Source organism: Sinomonas sp. RB5 (assembly GCF_054063535.1).
The window spans coordinates 56022-80826 of sequence record NZ_JBSSGJ010000013.1; the positions used below are offsets into that span (position 1 = coordinate 56022).

Below are 24805 nucleotides of genomic sequence, written 5' to 3' on the forward strand. Positions count from 1 at the left end.
TACCCTGGCCTGCTCGATGATCGTCCTGCTGCTGACCGGCCCGGCCGCCCCGCCCGCCTACATGCCCGAGTGGACGGTCGCGAGCTCGTTGCCTGTCGCGTCGCGGACGGTGGCGATCTTCGAGTCCAGGCCCCCGTCGGGGAGCACGGGCCCCTGGGCCACGCTCACCGACCAGCCGGCCGGGTACTCGAAGGAGAGGTGCCCGTCGGGGAACGTGAACTTCTTCAGCGCCGGGGCCGCCGGGGGCGCGGCAGACGGCGCGGCAGACGCCGGCGCGGCGCTGCTCGGAGCGGCCGATGCGGTCGCGAGGCCGGTGGCCGACGCCGGAGCCGAGGCCGATGCGGAGCCGCCGGCAGATGCGGACGCCGCCGAGCTGGTCCCGGCAGGCGGCGGAGCCTGGCCGGCCCCGCACCCGGCCAGCGCGAGCGCCGCGATGGCCCCCATCGTCCCGACACCGAGCCTGCGGGCCCCCGCCCGCATGGCCCCCACAGATGCGGTATTCCCCACGGCTTCCCCCTGTCCATGCTCTTGAGGAACCCCGGGTGCGGGGCCCGATCACTGCATATCACGCGCGTGGGCAGCGCCCTGCGTGTCGCGCCCGCACACCCCGCGGGACCCGATTCGGGACTCGCCCGGAACTGGGCTACGATGGATTCCAGCCCCTCATGTGGCGTCATCCTGCTGAACTCCCCCAGGACCGGAAGGTAGCAAGGGTAAGTGGGCTCTGGCGGGTGCATGAGGGGCCTTTTCCGTACCTGTGGATAACCGGGCCGGGCACCGGCCCCGATTGGTAGGGTTTCTGACGTGAATGCTCCAGCCGCCCTCTACCGCCGGTATCGGCCGGACACGTTCCAGGACGTGATCGGGCAGGAGCACGTCACCGAGCCGCTCATGACGGCGCTGCGGAAGAACCGCGTCAACCACGCCTACCTGTTCTCCGGGCCGCGCGGCTGCGGCAAGACCACCTCGGCGCGCATCCTGGCGCGCTGCCTCAACTGCGAGCAGGGCCCCACCCCCGAGCCCTGCGGCGTGTGCCCCAGCTGCGTCGAGCTCGCCCGCGGCGGCGCCGGCTCGCTGGACGTCATCGAGATCGACGCGGCCAGCCACGGCGGCGTCGACGATGCCCGCGACCTCCGCGAGCGCGCCACGTTCGCCCCGGTCCGCGACCGCTACAAGATCTTCATCATCGACGAGGCCCACATGGTGACCTCAGCCGGCTTCAACGCGCTCCTGAAGATCGTCGAGGAGCCGCCGGAGCACATCAAGTTCATCTTCGCCACGACGGAGCCGGACAAGGTCATCGGCACCATCCGCTCGCGCACGCACCACTACCCGTTCCGGCTCGTGCCGCCCGAGCCCCTCATGGCCTACCTCGAGCAGCTGTGCACGGCGGAGCACGTTCCGGTGGCGCCGGGGGTACTCTCCCTCGTGGTCCGCGCCGGCGGCGGCTCCGTGCGCGACTCCCTGTCCGTGCTGGACCAGCTCATGGCGGGCGCCGGGACCGACGGGATCGACTACGAGCTCGCCGTCGCGCTGCTCGGCTACACGCACGCGGCCCTGCTCGACGATGTCGTCGACGCCATGGCCGCCGGGGACTCGGGGACCGTGTTCCGCGCCGTCGACCGGGTGATCCAGACCGGCCACGATCCGCGGCGCTTCGTCGAAGACCTGCTCGAGAGGTTCCGCGACCTCATCATCGTCCAGGCGCTGCCGGACGCGGCCGAGTCGATCCTGCGCGGCATCCCCGCAGACCAGCTCGCGCGCATGCGCGTCCAGGCGCAGAACCTCGGCGCGGCGGAGCTCTCGCGCGCCGCCGACGTCACCAACGGCGCCTTCAACGAGATGACCGGGGCGACCTCACCCCGCCTCCACCTCGAGCTCCTGTGCGCGCGCCTCATGCTCCCCGCGGCCGATGCCACCGAGAGGGGCTGGGCCGCACGCGTGGACCGCCTCGAGCGGCGCCTCTCCTTCGCGCACGACGGCGACCGGCCGGCCGCCGCTGTCCCGGCGGCAGAGCGCCACGAACCCCCGGTGGTCGAGCGTGCGCTGGCTCCGCGCCGCGGCGCGGAGCCGAAGCCCGTCACCGCCCCGGAGCCCGCCACCGCCCCAGAGCCGGTCGCCCCGCCCACGGAAGCGGAGCCGAAACCCGCCGCGCCCACCCCGGCGCCGGTGGCCCCGTCCAGGGAAGCGGAGCCGAAACCCGTCCCAGCCCCGGAGCCGGTGGCCGAGCGGAGCGATGCCGAACCAGCGGCTGCTCCCGAGCCGGCGGCCCCGCGCAGCGAGCCCCCGGCGGCGGCGCACAGCGAAGCCGAGCCGGAGTCCCGCCAGACTCCCGAGGCGCAGCACGGCGGCGCGGGCAGCGTCGAGATGTTCCGCCGGGCCTGGCCCGACATCCTCGACGCCCTCGCCAAGGTCAAGCGGAGCACGTGGGCGCTCGTGGGGCCGAACGCGTCGGTCGCCGGATTCGACGGCCGCACGCTCGCGCTCGCCTTCGGGACCTCGGGCCTGGCGTCCGCCTTCACCCGCGGCGACCACTCCGCCAACCTGCACACGGCGATCAAGACCGTGCTGGGCGTCGACTGCCAGATCGATGCGGTCACGGGCGGCAACGGCCCGGGCACCCCGGCCACGGCAGGGGGCGGGCAGCGCCCAAAAGCGCCGGCTGAGCCGCAGCAGGGCACCCCTGCGCCCGAAACCGCCCCGCGCAGGGATCCGGCTGCTCCCAGCGGCCCCTCCGCCGCGGCGCCTTCCCCTGCGTCCGCCGAGCCGCCGGCCGCACCGGCCGGCAGCGCACCCTCCGCCGCCGACATCGCCTGGGGCCTTGCCCCGGGGCCGCAGCCGGCCGCGCCCGTGCAGCCGGCACCCTCCCCGGCTCCGCCGGCAGCGGCGGCGGCCCCTCCGGCCCCCCGCAACTCCGCCGCCCCGCAGGTGGGCGCCCCGCAAGCGAGGGCGCCGCAGGCGCAGAGCCCGTTGAGGGATGCCGCGCCGAAGGAGCCCGTGCCGGAACAGCCCGCACCGGAAGAGCCTGCAGGGCGCCGCCCGACGGTGCCCGGCCCGCGGGCCGCCGCCGCGACGCCCACTCCCTACGACGACATCCCCTTCTCGGATGAGGAGCCGCCCGGGGACTGGGACGAGCCGTACCCCGAGGACGAGGGCCGTCCAGCACCCCGACGGGCCGCCCAGCCCCCGGCGCCCGCGCCCCGGCCCCAGGCAGCCGCCGCGCCCGGCGGCACGGCGCCCGGTGCGACGGCGCCCGGCCAGGGACCGCGGCGGCCGCAGCCCGCGGCTCCTGCCGAGGCCCCCAAGGATCCGTGGGCCTACGCCCGCGAGAGCACCCCCGGCGTGTGGACCATCGGCAGCGAACCGAACACCCGCTCCGGTGACGGTGCGGCGGCAGCCGGGCCGACGTCGTCGTCCGTACCGGGTGAGGCCGCGGCACCCGGCCCGGCGGGCGGCCCCCAGCAGGCCCCGGCCGCCACGGCGGTCGCCGCCCGGAGCACGTACGAGCCCGCCGCAGCCCAGCCGCCGCAGCGCGGCCCGTCCGGCCAGGAGCCGGGCCGGAAGCTGAGCATGTACGAGCGGCTCAGCCGCAAGGCCGCCGCGGAACAGGTGCCCGCGCAGCCGCAGCAGGCACCGCGGGAGTACGTCGAGGACGTCGCGAGCGCCGATGACGAGACGATCGAGCAGTCCACCCTGTTCGGCCGGGCCGCGGTCGAGCGGATCCTCGGCGGGAAGCTCATCGAGGAGCGGGGCCTGGACGGCACTGTCATTCCCCCGCGGTAGCGTAGTGGGGTGTATGAAGGCGCAGTCCAAGACCTGATCGACGAGCTCGGCAGGCTCCCCGGCATCGGCCCCAAGTCGGCCCAGCGGCTCGCCTTCCACATCCTGGAGGCCGACGCCGAGGACATGAAGCGGCTCGCCGCCGCGATCGTGGGCGTCAAGGAGCGCGTGAAGTTCTGCCAGATCTGCGGGAACGTCTCGGAGCAGGACACGTGTGCGATCTGCCGCGACCCCCGCCGGGACCCGAGCGTGATCTGCGTGGTGGAGGAGTCCAAGGACGTGCTCGCGGTGGAGCGCACCCGGGCCTACCGCGGCCGGTACCACGTGCTCGGCGGCGCCATCAATCCGATCGCGGGAATCGGCCCCGACCAGCTGCGCATCCGGGAGCTGCTCACCCGGCTCAACGACGAGCAGGTCACCGAGATCATCCTGGCCACGAACCCGAACCTCGAGGGCGAGGCCACCTCGACCTACTTGGCGCGCATGCTCAAGTCCATCGGGGTCAAGGTCACACGCCTCGCGTCCGGGCTCCCCGTGGGCGGCGACCTCGAGTACGCGGACGAGGTCACGCTGGGCCGGGCGTTCGAGGGCCGGCGCAGCGCCATCGGCTGAGCGAGGGCATGGTAGCGCACCGGAACTTTATGACAGATTGTTAAGTGCCGGCCGAGGGCGGGCGCATGCTGGATCCATGAGCACTGCACGCACGTCCATCCCGGTCCTCGACCTCTCGACCGCGAGGGGCGCGGACGGCGGCTTCAGACCCGAGTTCCTCGACGCGCTGCGCGACGCGACCCACAGCGTCGGCTTCTTCCAGATCGTCGGCTACGGGGGGCGCCCGGGACAGGACCAGGAGCTCCTCGACACCGTTGCCGAGTTCTTCCGCCTGCCGCTGGACGAGCGCCTCGCCCTCGACAACCGCACCTCCGCCCAGTTCCGCGGGTACACGCGCCTGGGCACCGAAGTGACGCGGGGCCGCGCGGACGCCCGCGAGCAGATCGACTACGGCCCCGAGCGTGCGCCGCTCGAGCAGGTCCCCGCCGACCAGCCCTACCTGCGCCTCCAGGGGCCGAACCAGTGGCCCGCAGGGTTCCCCGCGCTCGAGAAGGCCGCGATGGAATGGGCAGAGCTCATGTCCGCGGTCGGGGCGGAGCTCCTCTCCGCCATCTCCGCCTCGCTCAGCCTGCCCGAGGACCACTTCGCCGAGCCCTTCGCCGGGACGCCGGCGTGGATGGGCAAGCTCGTGCACTACGTCGGGACCGGGGTGGTGCCCGAGGCCGGCCAGCAGGGCGTGGGCCTGCACGCGGACTACGGCTTCGTCACCCTGCTGCTTCAGGACGGGGTCGGGGGCCTCGAGGTCCAGCCCTACGGGCAGGAGGAATGGATCGACGTCCCACCGACGCCGGGCGCCCTCGTCGTGAACCTGGGCGAGATGCTCGAGGTCGCCACCGACGGCTACCTCATGGCCACGATCCACCGCGTCATCGCCCCGGCCGCGGGCGTGGACCGCTACTCCGTGCCGTTCTTCTGGTCCCCGCGCCTGGACGCCGTCATCGACAAGGTCGAGCTCCCCGCCGACCTCGCCGCGCAGGCCCGCGGCGTCTCCGACGATCCCGACAACCCGATGCTCTCCTCCTACGGTGAGAACGTCCTCAAGGGGTGGCTGCGCGCCCATCCGCAGACGGCGCGGCTCCACTACCCCGACCTCGTCGGCTGAACGGCACACACGCGCAGGTGCCCACAGGGCACTGCCGGACCTACAGTGGACGCATGGGACAAGACCAGCCCGAACCCCGCGGTCACTACTACGACAGCGGCAGAGATGCCCACGCCGACAAGGCACGCGGCCACTACTACAAGGGCGGCGACGCCACCGTGTCGCCGGATGAGCACGTGGGCCAATACACCGACGAAGAGCTTCCCGACGGGACCATGCACTCGGGCACCGATCACACACCCGGGCACTACACCGACCGCGAGGCCCCGGACGAGAACGAGGACGACGAGGTCGAGGGCAAAGACACCTGACTGGCCGGCGACGCGCAGGGCGCGCCGCTCCGCAGCGGAACGGGACGCATAGCACGACCGTCATGATTCAGCGGCCCCACCCTCGCCCGATAGAATGTGTGGGTCCCTTCCCGCCGCCCTCGACCCCTGTGAGTGTGCCCGCATGTCGTTGCCCCTCGAAGTGCCTGCCCGGCAGCTGATCGTCCAGAAGTTCGGCGGCTCCTCCGTCGCGGACGCGGCCGGCATCAAGCGGGTGGCCCAGCGCGTGGTGGACACCCAGCGGGCCGGCAACGAGGTCGTGGTCGTGGTCTCGGCCATGGGCGACACGACCGACGAACTCCTCGACCTCTCGAGCCAGATCACGGACCAGGCACCCGCACGTGAAATGGACATGCTCCTCTCCGCCGGGGAGCGCATCTCCATGGCCCTGCTCGCCATGGCCATCAACAAGCTCGGTGCGAAGGCCCGCTCCTTCACGGGCTCGCAGGCCGGCATGATCACGGACGGCATCCACGGCAAGGCGCGCATCATCGACGTCGACCCGCACCGGGTGCGCACTGCCCTCGACAAGGGCGCGGTGGCGATCGTCGCCGGATTCCAAGGCGTGAGCCGCGAGAGCCACGACATCACCACCCTCGGCCGGGGCGGCTCGGACACCACCGCCGTGGCGCTCGCCGCCGCCCTCGACGCCGACGTCTGCGAGATCTACACGGACGTGGACGGGGTCTACACCGCGGATCCCCGCGTGGTCCCCACCGCGAAGAAGATCGACCGCATCTCGAGCGAGGAGATGCTCGAGCTCGCCGCCTCGGGCGCCAAGATCCTCCACCTGCGCTGCGTCGAGTACGCGCGCCGCTTCGGGGTACCCCTGCACGTGAGGTCCTCGTTCAGCCAGCACGAGGGGACTTGGGTGCTGCCCAGCCCCGACGACAAGATCACCATCAGCGAGGGAGTCGCCTTGGAACAGCCCATCATCTCCGGCGTCGCGCACGACCGCTCCGAGGCCAAGGTCACCGTGGTGGGCGTCCCGGACATCCCCGGCAAGGCGGCCGCGATCTTCCAGGTCATCGCCAAGGCGCACGCCAATGTCGACATGATCGTGCAGAACATCTCCACGTTCGGGCGCGGCAAAACGGACATCTCGTTCACGCTGCCCATCGTGGAGGGCGCGGACGCCCTCGAGGCCCTCAAGGCCGCCCAGGGCGAGATCGGCTTCGAGGACATCGAGTACAACGCCGAGATCGGCAAGCTCTCCCTCATCGGCGCCGGCATGCGCTCCAACCCGGGCGTCTCCGCCACGTTCTTCCAGGCGCTCTCCGATGCCGGGATCAACATCAACATGATCTCGACCTCGGAGATCCGCATCTCCGTGGTCACCCGCGCCGACCTCCTCGACGCCGCCGTCCGCGCGATCCACTCGGCCTTCAACCTGGACGCCGAGTCCGAGGCGACGGTCTACGGCGGCACCGGCCGCTGACCGGCCCGACGCTCTTCGCCGATAGCCCCAAGCACGACGACGGCCGGCACCTTCCGCGCGGAAGGTGCCGGCCGTCGTCGTGCGTGCCCCGGTCTGCAGGCAGGATTCAGTGGTGGGTCATCGGGGGCTTCTCGTCCTTGCGGACGGCGTAGTGGTGTCCTTCGGAGTCGGTCTCGACGTCGAACGTGAGCAGCTCGGACTCGGAGGCCCGCTCGAAGTCGTCGTGCTTGTGGACCACCGGCGCGCCGAGATCGCTGTGCGAGGCGGGACCCCAGACCGCCGCGGCGCGGTCGGCGACGTGCGTGAACGCGTTCAGGACCCTGTGCGAGTGGGGCATCTCTCATCACCCCCTTCCGGTACGGGCATTGTACGTCCGGGGGTGCCGCAGGGAGAGGGTCAGCGCAGGGACTGGTCCGCGGGGTCCTTGGGGACCACGTAGGTGCTGCCGTCGGGCCGCGTGACGGTCTCGAACTGCTGCGCCTCGGCCTGGCGCCGGACGAGGAGGTCCTTATTCGCCTCGGTCATCTCGTGCGTGGCCGAGCTGCGGTTGGCCGGCCCGAAGAAGAACCGCAGCTTCCCGGTGGTGCGCATGAACCTCTGCGCGAAGTTCTCCCCCGACATTGGCCGTCCTCCCTTTCCACGGATCCTTCCCCTGCATAGTACCGTGATCATTAGTGCACTAACCAATAGGAGACTGCGATGCCCGACACCGACGACGACCTCCTCCTGGAGCGCCAGCTCTGCTTCGCGCTGAGCGTGGCGAGCCGCAGCGTCGTCGCGTCCTACCGCCCCGTCCTCGACCGGCTCGGCATCACCCACCCCCAGTACCTCGTGATGCTGGCCCTGTGGGAGCGTTCCCCGCGCACCGCGAAGGAGATCAGCGAGGCGCTCCTCCTCGAGCCCGCCACGGTCACGCCGCTGCTGAAGAGGCTCGAGGACGCGGGGCTGCTCACGCGGGCTCGGCAGCAGGGCAACGAGCGCGCGCTCGATGTCGCGCTGACCCCGAAGGGCACGGCCCTGCGGGAGCAGGCGCTCTCGGTGCCCACCACGATGATGGCGCGGCTCGGGATCAGCCGCGAGGAGGCCGCCGAGCTCCACGGGTCGATGACCCGCCTCATCGCCGCCGCCCAGGCCAGCCGGGCGGCAGACGCCTCCGCCTGACCCGCCCCCGCCCTCCCTCCCGCGCCTCCCGTTGAGGAGTCACTTCCGCACCGTTGAGGAGTCACTTCCGCACCGCTGAGGAGTCGGCGGGGTGCCCTTCGTGGCACAGTGGAGACAGCCCGGACGGAGGGAAGCCATGCGGTTCACCGGTCATCTCGTGGTCCCGGCGCTGCTGGGGCTCGCCACCGCCACCGTGCTCCTCGCCGCGTGCTCCCCGGGGCCGGAGCGGCCGCCGGGCACGGGCCCTTCGGAGCCGTCGGCGACCACGGGCCCCTCGGCTGGCGCGTCGAGCCCAGCGCCGACCACCGGGGCCGGCAGCACGCCGGGCGCGGCGACGGCGGAGCTGCAGGTCGTCGTCGTGCGCTCTCCGGGCGGGCCGGAGCAGCGGTGGACGCTGCGCTGTTCCGGCGCGGACGTGCTCCCGGGGAGCACTCATCCCACCGCCGCCGCGGCCTGCGCCCTCATCGCGGCCCGCCCGGAGGTGCTCGCGCCCCCGCCCAGGGACCAGCTGTGCACCCAGCAGTACGGCGGGCCAGAGGTGGCCACGGTGACCGGGACCGTCAACGGGGCCCGGGTGGACCGGCGCTTCACCCGCACCGACGGTTGCGGCATCTCTGCCTGGGCGATCGCGACCCCGCTCCTCGGGGCGCCCGGCGGGGCCGTCTAGCGGAAGCCTGTGCCTTCCTGCCCACTTTTGAGGGGCGCGCACGGCGAGTCGGGACCGGACACGCCGGGAGGATGCCGAACCGGCCGGCCACAGTGGGCAGGAACGCACGCTGCCCGGCCGAGATGCGGGGCGCGGTCCCCCAGGGGGATAATTGACCGATGCCCTCCCCAGCCTCTCGACCCCCGGCGTCCTTGGGCGCCGTGCTCGCGCAGGACGAGTGGCTCCCGCGCGCCGAGGCCCACGGCGCCCGGGTGGCCCGCTTCGCCGAGCCGTTCGTCGCCCGGCGCAACGCACGCAGGAAGCACCCGATCGAGGACTTCCTGTTCACGTACTACACCCACAAGCCGGGCCAGCTTGGCCGCTGGCACCCGGGCGCGGGCGTCGCGCTCGTCGGCGACGCGGCGCACGAGCGCCTCGGCTGGAAGCACTACCGCCCCCTCGCTCCGGAGGAGCGCCGCGCCGCCGGGCTCACGGACGAGGGACCCGCCGTGGTGCTCGATCTGCCCGCCTACGCCGCCGAGCGCGAAGAGACCATCCGCTTCTGCGGGATCATCCTGCGCGGGACCGCCGCGAGGCCCGCGCAGTTCGGATGCTTCGGGCTGCACGAGTGGGCCATGGCGTACCGGAGCGAGAAGTTCGGGATCCGGCACGAGTACCTCCCGCTGCGGCTCGGTGCGGACGGCACGGACCGCGTTGTCGAGGAGCACCGCATCCGCTGTACGCACTTCGACGCGTTCCGCTTCTACTCCCCGGACGCCGCACCGCTCAACGAGCTCCAGCCCACCCGCGCCGCCCAGCGCGACCTCGAGCAGCCGGGGTGCCTGCATGCCAACATGGACCTCTACAAGTGGGCCTACAAGCTCGGGCCCGCCATCCCGGGCGAGCTGCTCATGGACTGCTTCGAGCTCGCCTGGCGCGTGCGGACCATGGACATGCAGGCCTCGCCGTACGACCTCTCGGACTGGGGCTTCGAGCCGATCGCGATCGAGACGCCCGCGGGGAAGGCCGCGTACGTCGAGGCCCAGCGGGGCTTCGCCTCCGAGGCGGCGGTGCTGCGGGAGCGGCTCACAGCAGCGCTCGCTCCGCTCGAGGCCGCCCTCGGCTGAGCCGTCCGCCGCAGCGCCCGTCGGCACGGACGTGACTCCTCAACCCAGCGGACGTGACCCCTCAACGCAGCGGACGTGACCCCTCAACGCAGATTGCCCCGCAGCCTCCGTCTCACGACGGCTGCTGCGGGGCAGTCTCAGGGTGCGGCGAGGCGGGCCGGAGCCCCGTGGTCAGCAGGTCACCGGCCCGGGATCCCGTCCGCGGTCGCCATCGTCGGGGCGCCGGCCGAAGCCGAGGCCGCCGCGCCGGAACCGACCGTGAGGTCGACCCAGCTCGTGACGCCGCTCGCGCCGAACGTGAGCCGGCCCATGTAGGCGCCGGCGGCGAGCCCGTTCCAGGCCAGGGTCTCCGTGGCCTGGGTGCCGTTGGCGGCCACGATCGGGTTCGGGGTCACCGTGGCGTTGCCGGCATCGCCGGCCCACGCGGCCGCCTGGATCACCGCGTCCGTCGCGCCGTTGCCCGGTGACGCGAAGAGGTTGGCGATGACGTAGTACGTGCCGGCGATCGGGTTCGGGATCTCGAGTGACTCGCTCGCGGACCCGGTGGCCGCGGTGAACTGCTTGAGGCCGCCGGAGCCGTTGGGGGCAAGGACGTACATGTCCCAGTCGGTTCTGGCGTCGGCGGCCTTGAGCACGAACCGCGCGGTCTTCTGGCCCGCGGGGACCGTCACGGAAACGAGCCCGTTGGACGCATCATTGGCCGCGGCAACCGGCCCGGGGACCTTCGTGACGGCCTTCTGCGCGACCGGGGCGAGGCCCTCGAGGCCCACCGGGATCGGGCTGTCGGAGCCGGACGTCACGGTGAACGTGCCGGAGCCGGCGCCCGTGGCCGAGGAGAAGCTGTAGGCCGGGTCGGCCTTGGCCTCGACCGGCCGGATCGCGATAGGCGACGTCACGGTGCGCGGGCCGACCCACGAGAGCGAGCCGGTGGTGAACCTGCCGTCGGGCGCGGAGACGTTCTTGATCGTGATCGTGACCTCGCGGGTCTGGCCCGCCTTGGCGAAATTGAGGGCCTGCGGCTCGACGTGGAAGTCGATGCCCGGCAGGTTGACCCTGGGCCGGTACAGGCCCGGCACGAGCGCGGTGATCTGCCGCGTGACCTGGACCTCGCCCACGAGGGAGCCGAGGGCGAACGACGGCAGGTTGACGTCCTTCGCCTCGATGGAGCCTGCCTGCGGGGCACCGGTCGGATAGCCCTGGCCGTTGAGGAACGCGAGCCAGTCCTTGGTCCCCGCGTTGTACACGAGGCCGGGATCGGTGACCTTGGTGGTGTCCACGTGCCCGGCGCCGCCGTCGAACGGGTTGGTGTTCGGGCTGCCGTCCGCGTTGACCAGCGGGTACGCCGTGGTCATCATCGCGGACTTGACCATGGCCGGCGTCCACGTCGGGTTCTTGCCGAGCACGAGGGCTCCCACACCGGCGATGTGCGGGGAGGCCATCGAGGTGCCGGACATGAAGCCGAACTGCTCGCCGTTGTTCGCGATCGGGGAGACGCCGGCGAGGACGTTCACGCCGGGGGCGGCGACATCCGGCTTGAGCAGGTCGCCACCGGAGGCGAGCGAGGGCCCGCGCGAGGAGAATCCGGCGATCTGCGGCGCAGGGCTGGCCGGCTTGCCGGTGAGGTCGCCCTTGACGAGGCTCACGGTCAGCGCCGCGTCGGCGGCGATCTTGGCCTTGAGCGCGGGCCCGTCGGGGGCGTTGACGTGGATGGTCGGCACCGAGTGGAGGTCGGAGTCCTCCGAGCTCGGGGTCAGGTTGACCAGGACCATGCCCACGCCGCCGGCCCGCTTGACCTCGGCGCTCTTGTCCACACGGGCGTTGACGCCGCGGTCGCAGACCACGACCTTCCCGGTCACCTTGGCCGGGTCGAGGGTGCCCGCCATGCAGAGGTTGGCGTCCTGCGCGCCGGCCAGGGCGGCGTTCTGGGCCAGGACGGGCTGCTTGTCCTTGACCTCGCCGCTCATCACGGTCGCGCCGCGGTACTTCGAGCCGTCGGACACCACGACGGTGCCGACGAGGTCGCCCGGGAAGGTGCTGGCGGCCACGGAGGTCACCCACGGCGAGGCGTGGTTGACGGTCGAGGGGGTGGGCCCGGAGTTGCCGGCCGAGTTGGCGACGAAGATCCCGGCAGAGGCGGCGTTGAGGAACGCGAGTGCCACCGGGTCGGTGGTCGAGTCCGTGTTGCCGGAGATCGAGTAGTTGAGGACGTCGACCCCGTCCGTGATCGCCGCGTCGATGGCCGCGACCGAGGAGGAGGAGTAGCAGCCGCCCGTGTTCGGGTCGTCGTCCTCCCAGCAGACCTTGTAGACGGCCACCTTGGCGGCGGGGGCGACGCCGGAGCTGACGCCGAAGTCGGTCCCCGCGATGCTCATGTGCACGTCCGCGTTGCCCGCGGCGGTCGACGCCGTGTGCGTGCCGTGGGAGCCGACGTCCACCGGGGAGATGAGCTCCTCGGGGGCCCGGTGCTCGGGGGTGACGGTGGCCAGGAAGGGATCGGCGAAGTACCGCGCCGAGAGGACCTTCGAGTTGCAGGCGGACCCGTCGAACGCTGCGCCGGTCCCCTGGCCGGGCTGGCATTCGCCCTTGAACGTCTGCCCGTCGCCCTTGAGCATCGCGATCATGCCGTCGGTGTCGAGGTACGGGACACCGACCTGCGGCGCCGTGCCGGCGGCGAGGGGCTTGACGGGGTCCCCCGTGAGGAACGGGTTGCTGGGGGTGTAGCCGGTGTCGATGACGCCGACCACCGTGGCCTTGCCGGCGTTCGCCTTGCCCCCGAACTGCGTGGCCCAGGACCCCTGAGGGCCCGTGAGCTTCATGAAGTCGTTCGAGGTGTAGTCCGGTGCGGCCTGCTCGTCCTTGGCCACAGTCAGGACCCGGGAGTCCTTGGCGAGGGAGGCTGCCTGCGCCGCGGTGAGCGTGGCGGTGAAGCCGTTGAGCGCCGTCGTGAACTGCTGCCCGACCTGCACGGCGTGCCTGCCGGCGACGTCGCGCTGCGCCTTGCGCAGGTGGGCGTCGTACGCCTTGACGTTGGGGGCTCCGGCGTCGACCTTGCGGCCCTTGCCGGGCTTGGTGGGGGCGTAGCCGGGGGTGCCGCCGTCGTAGGAGGCCACGGCCTGCTCGGCGAGCACCACGATGTAGCGGCCGTCCTCGTAGACCTTGCCGGTGTCGGCGGACGGCGATGACGACGGTGCGGCCGGCATGATGTCCGGCGCGGCGTGCGCGGGGGCGGCCGCGACGCTGAGGGCGAGCGGAATGCCGACGGCGAGCGCAGCCAGTCGCTGCCGCCGCGGCACGGCGCCGCGAAGGGGTTGTCTCTTCACGCGATGAGACCTTTCACTGGGGCGATGTGACCTCCGCCACGGGCGGAGTGACACCCAAGCTACCCGAAGCGACTGCTTCACACCAGTAATTCTTCAGCTTCGTCGCGGGTTATTCACAGGACTGTCACAGCCACGTGATGATAATGCCGCGGCGGGGGGGGCCCAGGGCGGATCGGACAATAACGAAAGATATATTCGCCCTATTTATCGGGCGCTTTTGCCCTAGCCGCGGAGTATATTTCTGGGTACTTCTTCAGGTCCTCATCAGTACGACGACGACATGGGAGGCACAGGCAGCGAGGGATACAGACGCCGGAACACCGCAGCTGGGCTAAGGCCTCGAGCCCCGAGCGGTCCGGATCCGAAGAGGCCGGATTTCACGTCAATCACTCAACAGAAAACCAGATGCCAACGAGGGGCGCGCCAGTGACGGCGCGCCCCTCTTCTGTGCTCATGCCCCGTGTGGCGTGGCCCGGGCCCGGCGTCAGGCCGCCTCGGCGTCGCCGTCGAGGTAGAACCACCGGCCGCCCTCGCGCACGAACCGGGAGTGCTCGCGCTGGGCCCCGCGCGCCGCGCCGTCGCGCCAGTGCGCCGCGAAGTCGATCGTCCCCTCGGTGTCGAACGGGCCGCCGGCGCTGACACGGACGACGTCGAGGCGTCGCCACTGCGTCGACCCGTCGAGTTCCAGCGTGGCCGGGCGGGTGGACGGGTGCCACGTGGCGAGCAGGTAGTCGGCCATCTCCGGCCCTCCGACGGCGAAGGCGCTGTAGCGCGAGCGCATGAGCGCCTCCGCCGTCGGAGCTGCCGTCCCGCGGGCCAGGCCGAGGTGGAACCGGCCGCAGCAGGAGCCGTAGGTGTCGCCGCTGCCGCACGGGCAGCGGGAGTCAGCGTCGAGGGGCATGCCGACCAGCGTAGCGAGGTGCTCCTCCTCGCCGCGGGCGTGACGCCTCTCCCGCCTGCCCCCTCGGCTCCGCGGCCGCCGCGGATCCGAGGCCGGACGGCGTGCCACGCGTGGCCTGGGTCACTTCGCGGAGCGGCGGCTGTTCGATGACGCCTGCGCGTCGCGGCCCCCCGTGGCCCCTCCGGTAGAATTGGGGTGCCCCCTCCCCTATCCACAGGAGCCTGTCCCGATGCCGCGGATCGTTGTCGACGTCATGCCCAAGCCCGAGATCCTCGACCCGCAGGGGAAGGCCATCGTCGGGGCCCTGCCGCGCCTGGGCTTCACCGCCTTCAGCGGCGTGCGCCAGGGGAAGCGCTTCGAGCTGACCGTGGAGGGCCCCGTGACCGAGGAGATCCTCGAGCAGGCCCGCAACGCGGCCGCGACGATGCTCTCCAACCCCGTCATCGAGGACGTCGTCAACGTCGAGGTCCTGCCCGAGGACGGCGCCGAGGTGCGTGCGGACGCCGACGCCGCCGAGGTGGACTGAACACATGAGCGAGACTCCCCTCATCGCAGACCTGCGCGGGCCGGAGCCGGCCCCGCTCTCCGGCGCCAAGATCGGCGTCGTGACCTTCCCGGGAACGCTCGACGACCGCGACGCCGCGCGCGCCGTCCGCCTCGCGGGCGCGACCCCGGTCCCGCTCTGGCACGCCGACGACTCGCCCACCGCGCTCGGTGACGTCGACGCCGTCGTGCTCCCCGGCGGGTTCTCCTACGGCGACTACCTCCGCGCCGGCGCGATCGCCCGGTTCGCCCCGCTCATGGGCCGCATCGTCGACGCCGCCAACTCCGACGCCAAGCTTCCCGTGCTCGGCATCTGCAACGGCTTCCAGGTGCTCACCGAGAGCCACCTCCTGCCCGGCTCGATGATCAAGAACGACCACCTCAAGTTCATCTGCCGCGACCAGGTGCTGCGCGTCGAGAACGCCTCGACCGCGTGGACCAACCAGTACGAGGTCGGCCAGGAGATCACGATCGTCCTGAAGAACCAGGACGGCCAGTACGTCGCGGACGAGAAGACGCTCGACGAGCTCGAGGGCGAGGGCCGGGTCGCGTTCCGGTACGTCGGCTGGAACCCGAACGGATCGCGCCGCAACATCGCCGGCATCACCAACGCCGCCGGCAACGTCGTGGGCCTCATGCCGCACCCCGAGCACGCCGTCGAGCCCGGCTTCGGCCCGCTCAGCACCGACTCCGGCGAATACTCCACCGACGGGCTCGGGTTCTTCACGTCCGTCCTGACCACGCTCGTCGCAGGGGGCACCAAGTGACCGCAGGGAACACCAACGCCGTGACCGCCCGCAAGTTCAACATCGACACGGTCGAGCACGCCGCGCAGACGCCGGAGACCGAGCTGCCCTGGGCCGAGCTCGGTCTGAAGGAGAACGAGTTCGAGGAGATCGTCAAGCTCCTCGGCCGCCGCCCCACCGCCGCCGAGCTCGCCATGTATTCGGTGATGTGGAGCGAGCACTGCTCCTACAAGTCCTCCAAGGTGCACCTGCGCCAGTTCGGCGAGAAGCTCACCGACGAGATGAAGAAGGACATGATGGTGGGCATCGGCGAGAACGCCGGTGTGACCGACCTCGGCGACGGCTGGGCCGTCACGTTCAAGGTCGAGTCCCACAACCACCCCTCCTTCGTCGAGCCCTACCAGGGCGCCGCGACCGGGATCGGCGGGATCGTCCGCGACATCATCTCGATGGGCGCGCGCCCCGTGGCGGTCATGGACCCGCTGCGCTTCGGCGCGATCGACCACCCCGACACGGCCCGCCTCGTGCACGGGATCGTCTCGGGGATCGGCGGCTACGGCAACTCGCTGGGCCTGCCGAACATCGGCGGCGAGGTCGTGTTCGACTCGGTCTACCAGGCCAACCCGCTCGTGAACGCGCTCGCCGTCGGCGTGCTCCGCCACGAGGACCTGCGCCTCGCCAACGCCTCCGGTGTGGGCAACAAGGTGGTGCTCTTCGGCGCCCGCACGGGCGGCGACGGGATCGGCGGCGCCTCGGTGCTGGCCTCGGAGTCCTTCGACGACTCCAAGCCCTCCAAGCGGCCCGCCGTCCAGGTCGGCGACCCGTTCGCCGAGAAGGTCCTCATCGAGTGCTGCCTCGAGCTGTTCAAGCATTCCCTCGTCGAGGGCATCCAGGACCTCGGCGCCGCCGGCATCTCCTGCGCCACGAGCGAGCTGGCGTCCAACGGCGACGGCGGCATGCAGGTCGAGCTGACCGACGTGCTCCTGCGCGACCCCACCCTGACCCCGGGCGAGATCCTCATGTCCGAGTCGCAGGAGCGCATGATGGCGGTCGTGACGCCCGAGAACGTGGCCGCGTTCGAGAAGGTCATGGACAAGTGGGACGTCGAGTACTCGTGGCTCGGCGAGGTCACGGACACCGGCCGCCTCGTCATCACGTGGGACGGCGAGACGATCGTGGACGTCGACCCCCGCACCGTGGCCCACGAGGGGCCCGTCTACCACCGCCCGTTCCACCGCCCCGAGTGGCTCGACGGCGTCCAGGCGGACACGTTCCGCGCCTCCGAGGCCGGCAAGGGCCTGCCCGCCACCGGCGAGGAGCTCAAGGCCGCCGTGCTCGAGCTCATGGCCAGCCCGAACATGTGCGACAAGTCCTGGGTGACCAGGCAGTACGACCACTACGTGGGCGGCAACACCGCCCTCGCCTCCCCCGACGACGCGGGCGTGGTCCGCGTCGACGAGGAGACCGGCATGGGCGTGGGCCTCTCCACGGATGCCAACGGCCGCTACGCCTACCTGGACCCGTACACGGGCGCCCAGCTCGCCCTCGCCGAGTCCTACCGCAACGTCGCCACCTCGGGCGCCGTGCCGATGGCGGTCACCGACTGCCTCAACTTCGGCTCCCCCGAGGACCCCGAGGTCATGTGGCAGTTCGCCGAGGCCGTCCGCGGCCTCGCCGACGCCTGCCAGGTGCTCGGCATCCCGGTCACCGGCGGCAACGTCTCCCTGTACAACCAGACGGGGACCACCCCGATCCACCCCACCCCGGTGGTCGGCGTCCTCGGCAGGTTCGACGACGTGGCGCGGCGCACGCCCTCGGGCTGGCAGAGGAACGCGGACGGGCAGGCGATCTACCTGCTCGGCACGACGCGCGACGAGCTCGACGGCTCCGAGTTCGCCAACCTCCGCGGCCACCTCGGCGGCCTTCCGCCCAAGCTCGACCTCGAGGCGGAGAAGACGCTCGGCGCGATCCTCATCAACGCCTCGCGCGACGGCATGGTCGACTCGGCGCACGACCTCTCCGAGGGCGGCCTCGCCGCCGCGCTGTCCGAGATGGTGCTGCGCTTCGGCGTCGGCGCCCGGGTGGCGCTGGGCGACCTGTGCGAGCGGGACGGCGTGGACGCGTTCACTGCGCTCTTCTCGGAGTCGCAGGGCCGCGCGATCGTGGCGGTGCCGCGCTCCGAGGAGGTCCGGTTCAACGACATGGCCTCCGCGCGGAACTACCCCGTGATCCGCCTCGGCATCGTCGACGTGCTCGCGACGAGCCTCGAGGTGCAGGGCCTGTTCGACCTGCCCATCGACGAGCTCCGCGAGGTCCACGAGGGAACCCTTCCGAAGCACTTCGGCTGATCCCGCCCGACGAGGCAGACCACGGTGGCCCCGCCAGAGGACAGGCCGCGCTCCGACGCGCCGTCCCCGGCGGGGCCACTGCCGTCCCCCGCGGGTGAGCTGACGGGGCTCGACGCCGCGGCGGTCGCCGCACGGCAGGCCGCAGGGCTCGTCAACACCCTCGACCGGCGCACCTCCCGGCCGGTCTGGCAGATCGCCCGGAGCCACCTCTTCACCGTCTTCAACCTCATCCTCGGGCTGTGCGGGGCCACCCTCGTGGTGCTGGGGCGCTGGCTCGACCTCATGTTCCTCGCCGCCGCGGCGGCCAACATCGCCATCGGCTTCGCCCAGGAGCTCCAGGCGAAGCGCCGCCTGGACCGCCTCGCGGTGCTCGACCGCAGTCCCGTCCGGGTGCTCCGCGCCGGTGCCCCGGCGGAGGTGCCCCCCGATCAGGTGGTGATGGACGACGTCGTGCTCCTCCGCCGCGGCGACCAGATCCCCGTGGACGGCACGGTGCTGCGCGCAGAGGAGCTCGACGTGGACGAGTCGATGCTGACCGGCGAGTCCGCCCCCGTATCCAAGGCCGCCGGCGCGGAGGTCTCCTCCGGCTCGTCCGTGGTCGCGGGCCACGGCAGCATCCGCGTGACCGCCCTCGGGGCCGGCTCCCGCGCCGAACGGCTCACGGCGCAGGCCCGGCGCTTCACCCAGGTCACCTCGGAACTCCGGGAGGCGCTGGCGCGCGTGGTGCGGTGGATCAGCGTGGCGATCGTGCCCATGATCGCCGTGGTGCTCAACGGCCAGCTGCAGGCCGCGGGCGGCTGGGGCGCGGCGTTCGCCTCCGGGGCCTGGCGCGACGCCCTCGTGGCCGCGGTCGCCTCCGTGACGATCATGGTCCCGCAGGGCCTTGCCCTGCTGACCACGGTCTCCTTCGCCGTCGCCGCCCTGCGCCTCGCCCGCGGGCAGGTCCTCGTCGAGGAGCTCGCCGCCGTCGAGGTGCTCGCCCGCGTGGACGTGCTGTGCTTCGACAAGACCGGCACCCTCACCGAGGGCGGGATCCACCTCGAGGACGCCGTCCCGGTGCACGGCCCGGCCGTCGCCACCCCGGGCTGGGAGCGCGCGCTCGCGTGGATCGGCGCGGACCCGGACGCCAACCCGACCGCGGCGGCCCTCGCCGAGCGGTTCTCCACACCGCCGGACCGCGCGCCCTCCCGGGTGGTGCCGTTCTCCTCGGCCCGGCGCTGGAGCGCGGTCCAGTTCGACGGCGGCACGGCCGACGGCGCGTGGCTGCTCGGCGCGCCCGAGGCCCTGCTCGGCCAGGACCCGGAGGCCGCCCCCGCGCGGCAGGCCGCCGCCGAGCGCGCGGCGCGGGGGCTGCGCACCGTGGTCCTGTGCCACGCCGACCGGCTCCCCCCGGACGGCGCGCTGCCCGCCCAGGTGCGGCCCGCCGTCGTGCTTGCCTTCCGCGAGCGCCTGCGGCCGGACGCGGCCGAGACCCTCGCCTATTTCCGCGAGCAGGGCGTGGCCCTCAAGGTCGTCTCGGGCGACAGCCCGGGCACCGTCGCGGCCGCGGCGCGGGCCGCCGGGATGGACGCGGCGTCCCCGGTGGACGCCCGGTCGCTGCCCGAGGATCCCGCCGCGCTGGCGGACGCGCTCGAGCGGCACAGCGTCTTCGGGCGGGTCGGGCCGGAGCAGAAGGAGGCGATGGTGCGCGCCCTGCAGGCACGGGGGCACGTGGTGGCGATGACCGGGGACGGGGTGAACGACGCGCTCGCGCTCAAAACGGCAGACCTCGGGATCGCCATGGGCACCGCCGCGCCGGCGACCAAGGCAGTGGCCCGGCTCGTGCTCCTCGACGGCCGGTTCTCGCGGCTGCCGGCGGTCGTCGCGGAGGGACGCCGGGTCATCGCGAACATCGAACGGGTCTCGCGGCTGTTCCTGACGAAGACCGTCTACGCGTTCGTGCTGGGGATCAGCTTCGGCGCGCTGGCCTGGGCGTTCCCGTTCCTGCCGCGGCAGCTCTCTACCTCGGACTTCCTCATGCTCGGCTTCCCGGCGTCCGTGCTGGCCCTCCTGCCCAATGCCCGCCGCTACGTGCCGGGCTTCCTGCGGCGCGCGGTCACGGCCGCGGTGCCCTCCGGGCTCGCGATGGCTGCCGCGATCCTGGGCGTGTACGCGTACGGCCGGTGGGCCACGGACGCGTCCCAGGAGCAGATCGAGGCCGCCGCGTTCCTCACCCTCACCGTGAGCGGGCTCTGGGTCCTCGTGATCGCGGCGCGCCCGTTCACCCGATGGCGGCTGCTCCTCGTGGGATGCATGTACGCCGGCACTGTTGCCGTGCTGACCGTGCCGCTCTCCCTCGAGTACCACCAGCTCGCGGACCCGGACGCGCAGCTGACCCTCGCGGCCCTGGCCTTCGCGGCCGGCGCCTGCGTGGTCATCGAGGCGGCCCACCAGGTGCTCAGGCGCCGCCTGCGGGCGTGACCTCGAGGACCGCGGCGCCGGTGATCCTGTCCCCGGCGAGGTCGGCGAGCGCCCGGTCCGCGTCCTCGAACGCGTAGGGCACCGTGGTGGCGCGGACGGGGATCTCGGCGGCGAGCCGGAAGAACTCCTCGCCGTCCGCGCGGGTGTTGGCGGTGACGCTGCGCAGCTGACGCTCCTGGAAGAGGTGCTGCTGGTAGTCCAGGGGCGGGATGTCGCTGAGGTGGATGCCAGCGACGGCCAAGGTTCCGCCGCGGTCCAGTGCGGCCAGGGCCGGCGGGACGAGCGTGCCCACGGGTGCGAAGAGGATCGCGGCGTCGAGCTTCTCGGGCGGCGCCTGGTCGGCGCCGCCCGCCCATACCGCGCCCAGGTCCAGCGCGAGCTGCCGGGCCTCCGGGGCGCGGGTCATGACGTAGACGGAGGCGCCGCGGTGCATGGCGAGCTGGGCGGTGATGTGGGCGCTGCCGCCGAAGCCGTAGATCCCCAGGCGGCCGCCGTCGGGGAGCGCCGCCCGCTGCAGCGCCCGGTAGCCGATGATGCCCGAGCACAGCAGCGGCGCTGCCTCGCGGTCGCTGAACGCCTCCGGGATGGGGTAGGCGAAGTCCTCGCGCACGACGGCGAGCTCCGCATACCCGCCGTCCTCGTCCCACCCCGTGAACCGGGGTGCTGTGCAGAGGTTCTCCCGGCCCGAGCGGCAGAACCGGCAGGTCCCGCAGGTGCCGCGCAGCCAGGCGATGCCGGCGCGGTCGCCGAGCCCGAACCGCCGGGCGCCGGGGCCGAGCGCCTCCACGCGGCCCACGGCCTCGTGGCCGGGGATGACGCCGTGGCGCCGGGGAGCCAGGTCCCCTTCGGCGAGGTGCAGGTCAGTGCGGCACACCCCCCAGACCGACACCCGCACCAGGACCTCCCCCGGCCCGGGCGCCGGACCGGGCCGCTCGCCGAACGCGAGGGGTCCGGGGCTGCCGCCCGCCGGCCCCGGCCTGTCCACCCACCATGCGCGCATGGCGCCCATTCTCGCCCGCGGCCGTGCGCGGGGACAGGGCCGGTCGGCTCGTCCCCGCCCGCGCCCCGCGCAGAGGGTCAGCCAGAGACGATCGTGACGAGGTGCGTCGTGGGGTCGTAGCGGAAGGCGACCGGGCCGCCCGGGTGGTCGAAGCCGATGTTGGACCCGTTGAGCGCGCCGTTGGTCCCATAGTTCACGTCCCACGATCCGTTGAGCGCGACCTTGAACGAATACGACCCCGCCGGCAGCGAGGCGAGGCGGAGGATCCAGCCCTGCGAGCGCGGGTCCCACGTGGCCGCCGTCGCGGTGCACCCCGGGTCCCAGTCGCCCGCACAGCCGGCGAGGTGCTGGTAGGTGCCCGGGAAGTTCACCGCGGAGGGCTGGACGGCGGGCTGGCCCGCCGAGACCAGATGGGTCGAGTCGTTGTAGCTGAAGACGATGGTCCCGCCGGGATGGTCGAGCGCGATGTTCGGCCCGTTCGGCGGCCCGCCGGCACCGTAGTTGAGGTCCCAGGACTTGTTGAGGGCGGCCTTGTACGAGTAGCTGCCCTGCGGGAGGGTGTAGGTCCCGCGCCAGACGCCCTGCGCGGGATCGAACGCCAGCTGCGCCTGCGGGCACGCCGGCTGCCAGTCGCCGGGGCAGCCCATCGCCGTGTTGAGCGTCCCTGCCACCGCCACGGCGGAGGGCTGGGCCGCGTGCTCGGAGACCGTGGTCTCGTGGGTGTCCTGCCGGTAGGTGAAGGTGAGCCGGCCGCCTGGATGGGTGAGCGTGATGTTCGCCCCGTTGGGCGCCCCTCCGTCGCCGTAGTTCTGGGTCCAGGACCCGTTGAGCGCCGCCTTGAACTGGTAGGTGCCGGCCGGGAGGTCGAGGGTGAGGCGCCACTCGGAGGCGATCGGGTCGTACTGGGCCATGGTGGCCTGGCACGCGGGGGCCCAGTCGCCGGCGCAGCCGGCGAGGTGCTGGAAGTCGCCGGCCACGGTCACCGAGAGCGGCTGCGGGGCGGGGCCCTTGGGGGCGTCCGGGTCCACGGGGGTTGGCACGACGGCGGAGACGGTCGCCGAGGTGGCGGTGTGGCCGGCGTTGTCGAGCGAGACGGCCCGGTACTCGAGCGGGGTGCCCGGCGTCATGCCCTTCGTGGCGTCGAAGACCTGGTACGGGTAGGTGTCGTCGGTGCCGATGTTGTGCCACTGGCCGGCGGCTCCCTCGGCACCGGGGACCCGGGCCTGGAACGTGACCTCGTAGAACGAGTCGTGCGGGAGGTCGGCGGTGACGTTGACGCGGGTGTTGTCCCCGCCGGCCGCGGCCGGGGTCCCGATCGCCGGCACGGGGGCCGCCGCCGAGTCGGGAATGCGGCCCTCGGACTCGTAGACGACCGCGGAGAACGCGGGGACGGTGACGGTGAGCGTCCTGTCCGCTGCCGTCTTGAGCCGGTCCGCGGCGCCGGCGCCGAAGACCTTCGCGAACGGACGCTGGGCGATGTACGTGGGCACGGCCGCCGTGCGGGCCGCGGCGGTGTTGTTCAGGGCCACGACGTACTCGCGCTGGGCGGCCGCGTCGATGCGTGAGAACGCGTAGACCCCGGCCGTCGTCTCGGCGTACCGGTCCTGGTGCGCGCCCGTGCGGAGGGCCGGGTTGTCCTTGACCACCTTCGCGAGGTCCGCGATCGAGGTGTAGAGCGGATGGGTGGTGACGTAGTTGTCCGCGGCGTGCGTCGCCGTCGTGCCCAGGAGCGGATCGGCGAGGTACTCCGGCGTCCTGGACGCGAACATGTCCTGTCGGGCGAGCTGGTCCCCGCCGGTGCCGGTGAACCCCTGCTCGTCGCCGTAGTAGACGATCGGGTTGCCGCGGGAGAAGTACATGAGCTCGTTGGCGAGCCGGTCGCGGGCCACCTTCTCGGCGTCGGACGCCGTCGGGTTGTCCTGGTCGATGAAGGACCCGATCCTGCCCATGTCATGGTTCCCGAGGAACGTGGGCAGCTGGTAGACGTTCGAGGTCGCGGTCGTGTACCAGTCGTCGCCCTGGAAGAGCTTCTGCAGGGTCGTGGCGGGCGAGGAGGCCGAGGCGTAGGAGCGCGCCGCCTGCTGGAACGGGAAGTCGAGCACGGCCTGGACGTGGTCGGAGGTGGTGAACTTCGAGGTGAAGTCGCGCGAAGTGTCGTAGACCTCCCCGAACATGAAGAAGTCCTTCTTGCCCACCGAGTGCGCGTAGTCGAGGATCGCGGGCGAGAACTTCTGCCAGAACGCGTCGTTGACGTGCTTCATCGTGTCGATCCGGAAGCCGTCGATCCCGAAGTCGCCGATCCACTTCTTGTACACGTCGATGAAGCCGTTGAGGACCTTCGGGTTCTCGGTGAACAGGTCGTCCAGGCCCGAGAAGTCGCCGTAGTTGGCGCTCTCCCCCGCGAAGGTCGAGTCGCCACGGTTGTGGTACAGGGTCACGTCGTTGAGCCACGCGGGGACCTTCACGTCCTGCTCGCCGGCGGGGATGTAGGGGTGGTACGGGAAGGACGTCGCCGGGTCCATCGCGGGGAAGCCCGGCTGGTCGGCGACCGCGGCGTCGTCGAACGTCTGCCCCGAGGCGTCCTTGTACGGGGAGGCCGTCTTGCTCACGTAGGGCATGCGGGAGCCCTCTTGGTACTTGATGACGTCCGCGGTGTGGTTGGTGATGATGTCGAAGTAGACCTTCATGCCCCGCGCGTGGGCCTGGGTGATCAGGGTCCCGAGCTCGGCGTTGGTGCCCAGGTGGGGATCGATCTGGGTGAAGTCCGTGATCCAGTAGCCGTGGTACCCGGCGCTGTGGTCCTCGGGCTGGACGGCCTTGTTCTTGAAGCTCGGCGTGAGCCAGATGGCGGTGGTGCCCAGGCCCTGGATGTAGTCCAGCTTGCTCGTGAGGCCCTTGAGGTCGCCGCCGTGGTAGAAGCCCTTGTTGGTCGGGTCGAAGCCGGAGACCATCGGATCCGGGCCGAGGCCGCCCTGGTCGTTCGCCGTGGTGCCGTTCGCGAAGCGGTCCGTCATCACGAAGTAGTAGTTCTCGGTGCCCGCCGCCGTCCGGAACGAATGCGCCGCCCCCGGGCCACCGGCGTCGGACGACGGCGGCGGGGCGGCCGTCGCGGTCGTGGCACCGCCGAGCGCGAGGGCGGCAGCGAGGACGACGGCGGTGCTGGCCGCCCTCGCCCTCGGGGAGCGCGCGCGGCGCGCGGCGCGCGGGCAGACAGGGCGGAACCGCATGCAGACCTCCAGGGAAGCAGTGATCCGCCCACTATGGCGTATGTCACACGACGTGACAAGGACGT

At 72.3% G+C, this 24805-nt stretch carries 19 protein-coding genes and 1 other RNA gene; 13 read left to right on the forward strand and 7 right to left on the reverse strand.

Annotation, left to right across the window (positions count from 1 at the left end):
* Nucleotides 1-57 precede the first annotated feature (57 nt).
* Nucleotides 58-507, reverse strand: a complete 450-nt coding sequence (locus ACVWWH_RS14765; RefSeq protein WP_457317076.1) for a hypothetical protein — start codon at nucleotides 505-507, stop codon at nucleotides 58-60.
* 147 nt (nucleotides 508-654) lie between these two features.
* Here ACVWWH_RS14765 and ffs point away from each other — a divergent pair.
* The 6 genes from ffs to ACVWWH_RS14795 all read left to right on the forward strand — a co-directional run bounded on the left by ffs (nucleotide 655) and on the right by ACVWWH_RS14795 (nucleotide 7261).
* Nucleotides 655-751, forward strand: an RNA gene (gene ffs / locus ACVWWH_RS14770) — signal recognition particle sRNA small type.
* A 53-nt stretch (nucleotides 752-804) separates the two neighbouring features.
* Nucleotides 805-3783, forward strand: coding sequence for a DNA polymerase III subunit gamma and tau (locus ACVWWH_RS14775; protein WP_457317077.1), 2979 nt, complete (start codon nucleotides 805-807; stop codon nucleotides 3781-3783).
* A gap of 9 nt (nucleotides 3784-3792) precedes the next feature.
* A complete protein-coding gene (gene recR / locus ACVWWH_RS14780; RefSeq protein ID WP_066494943.1) occupies nucleotides 3793-4392 on the forward strand; it encodes a recombination mediator RecR in 600 nt (199 codons plus the stop codon).
* Between the two features lie 76 nt (nucleotides 4393-4468).
* A complete protein-coding gene (locus ACVWWH_RS14785; RefSeq protein ID WP_457317078.1) occupies nucleotides 4469-5494 on the forward strand; it encodes an isopenicillin N synthase family dioxygenase in 1026 nt (341 codons plus the stop codon).
* A 53-nt stretch (nucleotides 5495-5547) separates the two neighbouring features.
* Nucleotides 5548-5805, forward strand: a complete 258-nt coding sequence (locus ACVWWH_RS14790) for a hypothetical protein (protein WP_066494937.1) — start codon at nucleotides 5548-5550, stop codon at nucleotides 5803-5805.
* 142 nt (nucleotides 5806-5947) lie between these two features.
* A complete protein-coding gene (locus ACVWWH_RS14795; RefSeq protein WP_457317079.1) occupies nucleotides 5948-7261 on the forward strand; it encodes an aspartate kinase in 1314 nt (437 codons plus the stop codon).
* 106 nt (nucleotides 7262-7367) lie between these two features.
* On the opposite strand, the gene ACVWWH_RS14800 is transcribed toward ACVWWH_RS14795, so the two are convergent.
* Together ACVWWH_RS14800 and ACVWWH_RS14805 are read right to left on the reverse strand one after the other, a co-directional pair.
* Nucleotides 7368-7598 carry a hypothetical protein gene (locus tag ACVWWH_RS14800; RefSeq protein WP_066494931.1) on the reverse strand — a complete coding sequence of 77 codons (231 nt, stop codon included), beginning with the start codon at nucleotides 7596-7598 and terminating at the stop codon, nucleotides 7368-7370.
* A 59-nt stretch (nucleotides 7599-7657) separates the two neighbouring features.
* Nucleotides 7658-7882: a hypothetical protein gene (locus ACVWWH_RS14805; protein WP_066494928.1), complete on the reverse strand. Its 225-nt coding sequence runs from the start codon at nucleotides 7880-7882 to the stop codon at nucleotides 7658-7660.
* Nucleotides 7883-7960: 78 nt separating this feature from the next.
* On the opposite strand from ACVWWH_RS14805, the gene ACVWWH_RS14810 reads away from it, so the two are divergent.
* The 3 genes from ACVWWH_RS14810 to ACVWWH_RS14820 all read left to right on the forward strand — a co-directional run bounded on the left by ACVWWH_RS14810 (nucleotide 7961) and on the right by ACVWWH_RS14820 (nucleotide 10195).
* Nucleotides 7961-8422 (forward strand): MarR family winged helix-turn-helix transcriptional regulator, encoded by a 462-nt coding sequence (locus ACVWWH_RS14810; RefSeq protein WP_066494926.1) that lies wholly within the window; start codon nucleotides 7961-7963, stop codon nucleotides 8420-8422.
* Between the two features lie 136 nt (nucleotides 8423-8558).
* Nucleotides 8559-9089, forward strand: coding sequence for a serine protease inhibitor (locus ACVWWH_RS14815; RefSeq protein WP_457317080.1), 531 nt, complete (start codon nucleotides 8559-8561; stop codon nucleotides 9087-9089).
* Between the two features lie 158 nt (nucleotides 9090-9247).
* Nucleotides 9248-10195, forward strand: a complete 948-nt coding sequence (locus ACVWWH_RS14820; RefSeq protein ID WP_457317081.1) for a 3-methyladenine DNA glycosylase — start codon at nucleotides 9248-9250, stop codon at nucleotides 10193-10195.
* Nucleotides 10196-10374: 179 nt separating this feature from the next.
* On the opposite strand, the gene ACVWWH_RS14825 is transcribed toward ACVWWH_RS14820, so the two are convergent.
* Both ACVWWH_RS14825 and ACVWWH_RS14830 read right to left on the reverse strand, forming a co-directional pair.
* Nucleotides 10375-13515, reverse strand: a complete 3141-nt coding sequence (locus ACVWWH_RS14825; RefSeq protein ID WP_457317082.1) for a S8 family serine peptidase — start codon at nucleotides 13513-13515, stop codon at nucleotides 10375-10377.
* A gap of 484 nt (nucleotides 13516-13999) precedes the next feature.
* On the reverse strand, nucleotides 14000-14416 hold the full coding sequence (locus tag ACVWWH_RS14830; protein ID WP_457317083.1) for a YchJ family protein: 417 nt from the start codon (nucleotides 14414-14416) through the stop codon (nucleotides 14000-14002).
* 229 nt (nucleotides 14417-14645) lie between these two features.
* On the opposite strand from ACVWWH_RS14830, the gene purS reads away from it, so the two are divergent.
* The 4 genes from purS to ACVWWH_RS14850 are packed head-to-tail and all read left to right on the forward strand — an operon-like array spanning nucleotide 14646 to nucleotide 20513.
* A complete protein-coding gene (purS, locus tag ACVWWH_RS14835) occupies nucleotides 14646-14942 on the forward strand; it encodes a phosphoribosylformylglycinamidine synthase subunit PurS (RefSeq protein ID WP_066494918.1) in 297 nt (98 codons plus the stop codon).
* 4 nt (nucleotides 14943-14946) lie between these two features.
* Entirely contained in the window at nucleotides 14947-15726 is a 780-nt protein-coding gene (gene purQ, locus ACVWWH_RS14840; protein WP_066494916.1) for a phosphoribosylformylglycinamidine synthase subunit PurQ, read from the forward strand.
* Nucleotides 15723-18053, forward strand: coding sequence for a phosphoribosylformylglycinamidine synthase subunit PurL (gene purL, locus ACVWWH_RS14845; RefSeq protein ID WP_229710874.1), 2331 nt, complete (start codon nucleotides 15723-15725; stop codon nucleotides 18051-18053). Before purQ ends, purL begins: the two co-directional genes overlap by 4 nt.
* Before the next feature lie 24 nt (nucleotides 18054-18077).
* Entirely contained in the window at nucleotides 18078-20513 is a 2436-nt protein-coding gene (locus ACVWWH_RS14850) for an HAD-IC family P-type ATPase (protein WP_084249243.1), read from the forward strand.
* Here the strand turns inward: ACVWWH_RS14850 and ACVWWH_RS14855 are convergent.
* Nucleotides 20491-21513: a zinc-dependent alcohol dehydrogenase family protein gene (locus ACVWWH_RS14855; RefSeq protein ID WP_457317084.1), complete on the reverse strand. Its 1023-nt coding sequence runs from the start codon at nucleotides 21511-21513 to the stop codon at nucleotides 20491-20493. The genes ACVWWH_RS14850 and ACVWWH_RS14855 overlap by 23 nt on opposite strands.
* 77 nt (nucleotides 21514-21590) lie before the next feature.
* Nucleotides 21591-24740: an alpha-amylase family glycosyl hydrolase gene (locus ACVWWH_RS14860; RefSeq protein ID WP_457317085.1), complete on the reverse strand. Its 3150-nt coding sequence runs from the start codon at nucleotides 24738-24740 to the stop codon at nucleotides 21591-21593.
* Between the last annotated feature and the right edge of the window lie 65 nt (nucleotides 24741-24805).

Bases quoted from the DNA above. Each gene is read 5' to 3' on its own strand.
- purS (WP_066494918.1), top strand. From the start codon at position 14,646: ATGCCGCGGATCGTTGTCGACGTCATGCCCAAGCCCGAGATCCTCGAC.
- purQ (WP_066494916.1), top strand. From the start codon at position 14,947: ATGAGCGAGACTCCCCTCATCGCAGACCTGCGCGGGCCGGAGCCGGCC.
- ACVWWH_RS14805 (WP_066494928.1), bottom strand. From the start codon at position 7,882: ATGTCGGGGGAGAACTTCGCGCAGAGGTTCATGCGCACCACCGGGAAG.
- ACVWWH_RS14785 (WP_457317078.1), top strand. From the start codon at position 4,469: ATGAGCACTGCACGCACGTCCATCCCGGTCCTCGACCTCTCGACCGCG.
- ACVWWH_RS14795 (WP_457317079.1), top strand. From the start codon at position 5,948: ATGTCGTTGCCCCTCGAAGTGCCTGCCCGGCAGCTGATCGTCCAGAAG.
- ACVWWH_RS14800 (WP_066494931.1), bottom strand. From the start codon at position 7,598: ATGCCCCACTCGCACAGGGTCCTGAACGCGTTCACGCACGTCGCCGAC.
- ACVWWH_RS14815 (WP_457317080.1), top strand. From the start codon at position 8,559: ATGCGGTTCACCGGTCATCTCGTGGTCCCGGCGCTGCTGGGGCTCGCC.
- ACVWWH_RS14820 (WP_457317081.1), top strand. From the start codon at position 9,248: ATGCCCTCCCCAGCCTCTCGACCCCCGGCGTCCTTGGGCGCCGTGCTC.
- ACVWWH_RS14810 (WP_066494926.1), top strand. From the start codon at position 7,961: ATGCCCGACACCGACGACGACCTCCTCCTGGAGCGCCAGCTCTGCTTC.
- ACVWWH_RS14860 (WP_457317085.1), bottom strand. From the start codon at position 24,740: ATGCGGTTCCGCCCTGTCTGCCCGCGCGCCGCGCGCCGCGCGCGCTCC.
- ACVWWH_RS14790 (WP_066494937.1), top strand. From the start codon at position 5,548: ATGGGACAAGACCAGCCCGAACCCCGCGGTCACTACTACGACAGCGGC.
- ACVWWH_RS14855 (WP_457317084.1), bottom strand. From the start codon at position 21,513: ATGCGCGCATGGTGGGTGGACAGGCCGGGGCCGGCGGGCGGCAGCCCC.
- ACVWWH_RS14830 (WP_457317083.1), bottom strand. From the start codon at position 14,416: ATGCCCCTCGACGCTGACTCCCGCTGCCCGTGCGGCAGCGGCGACACC.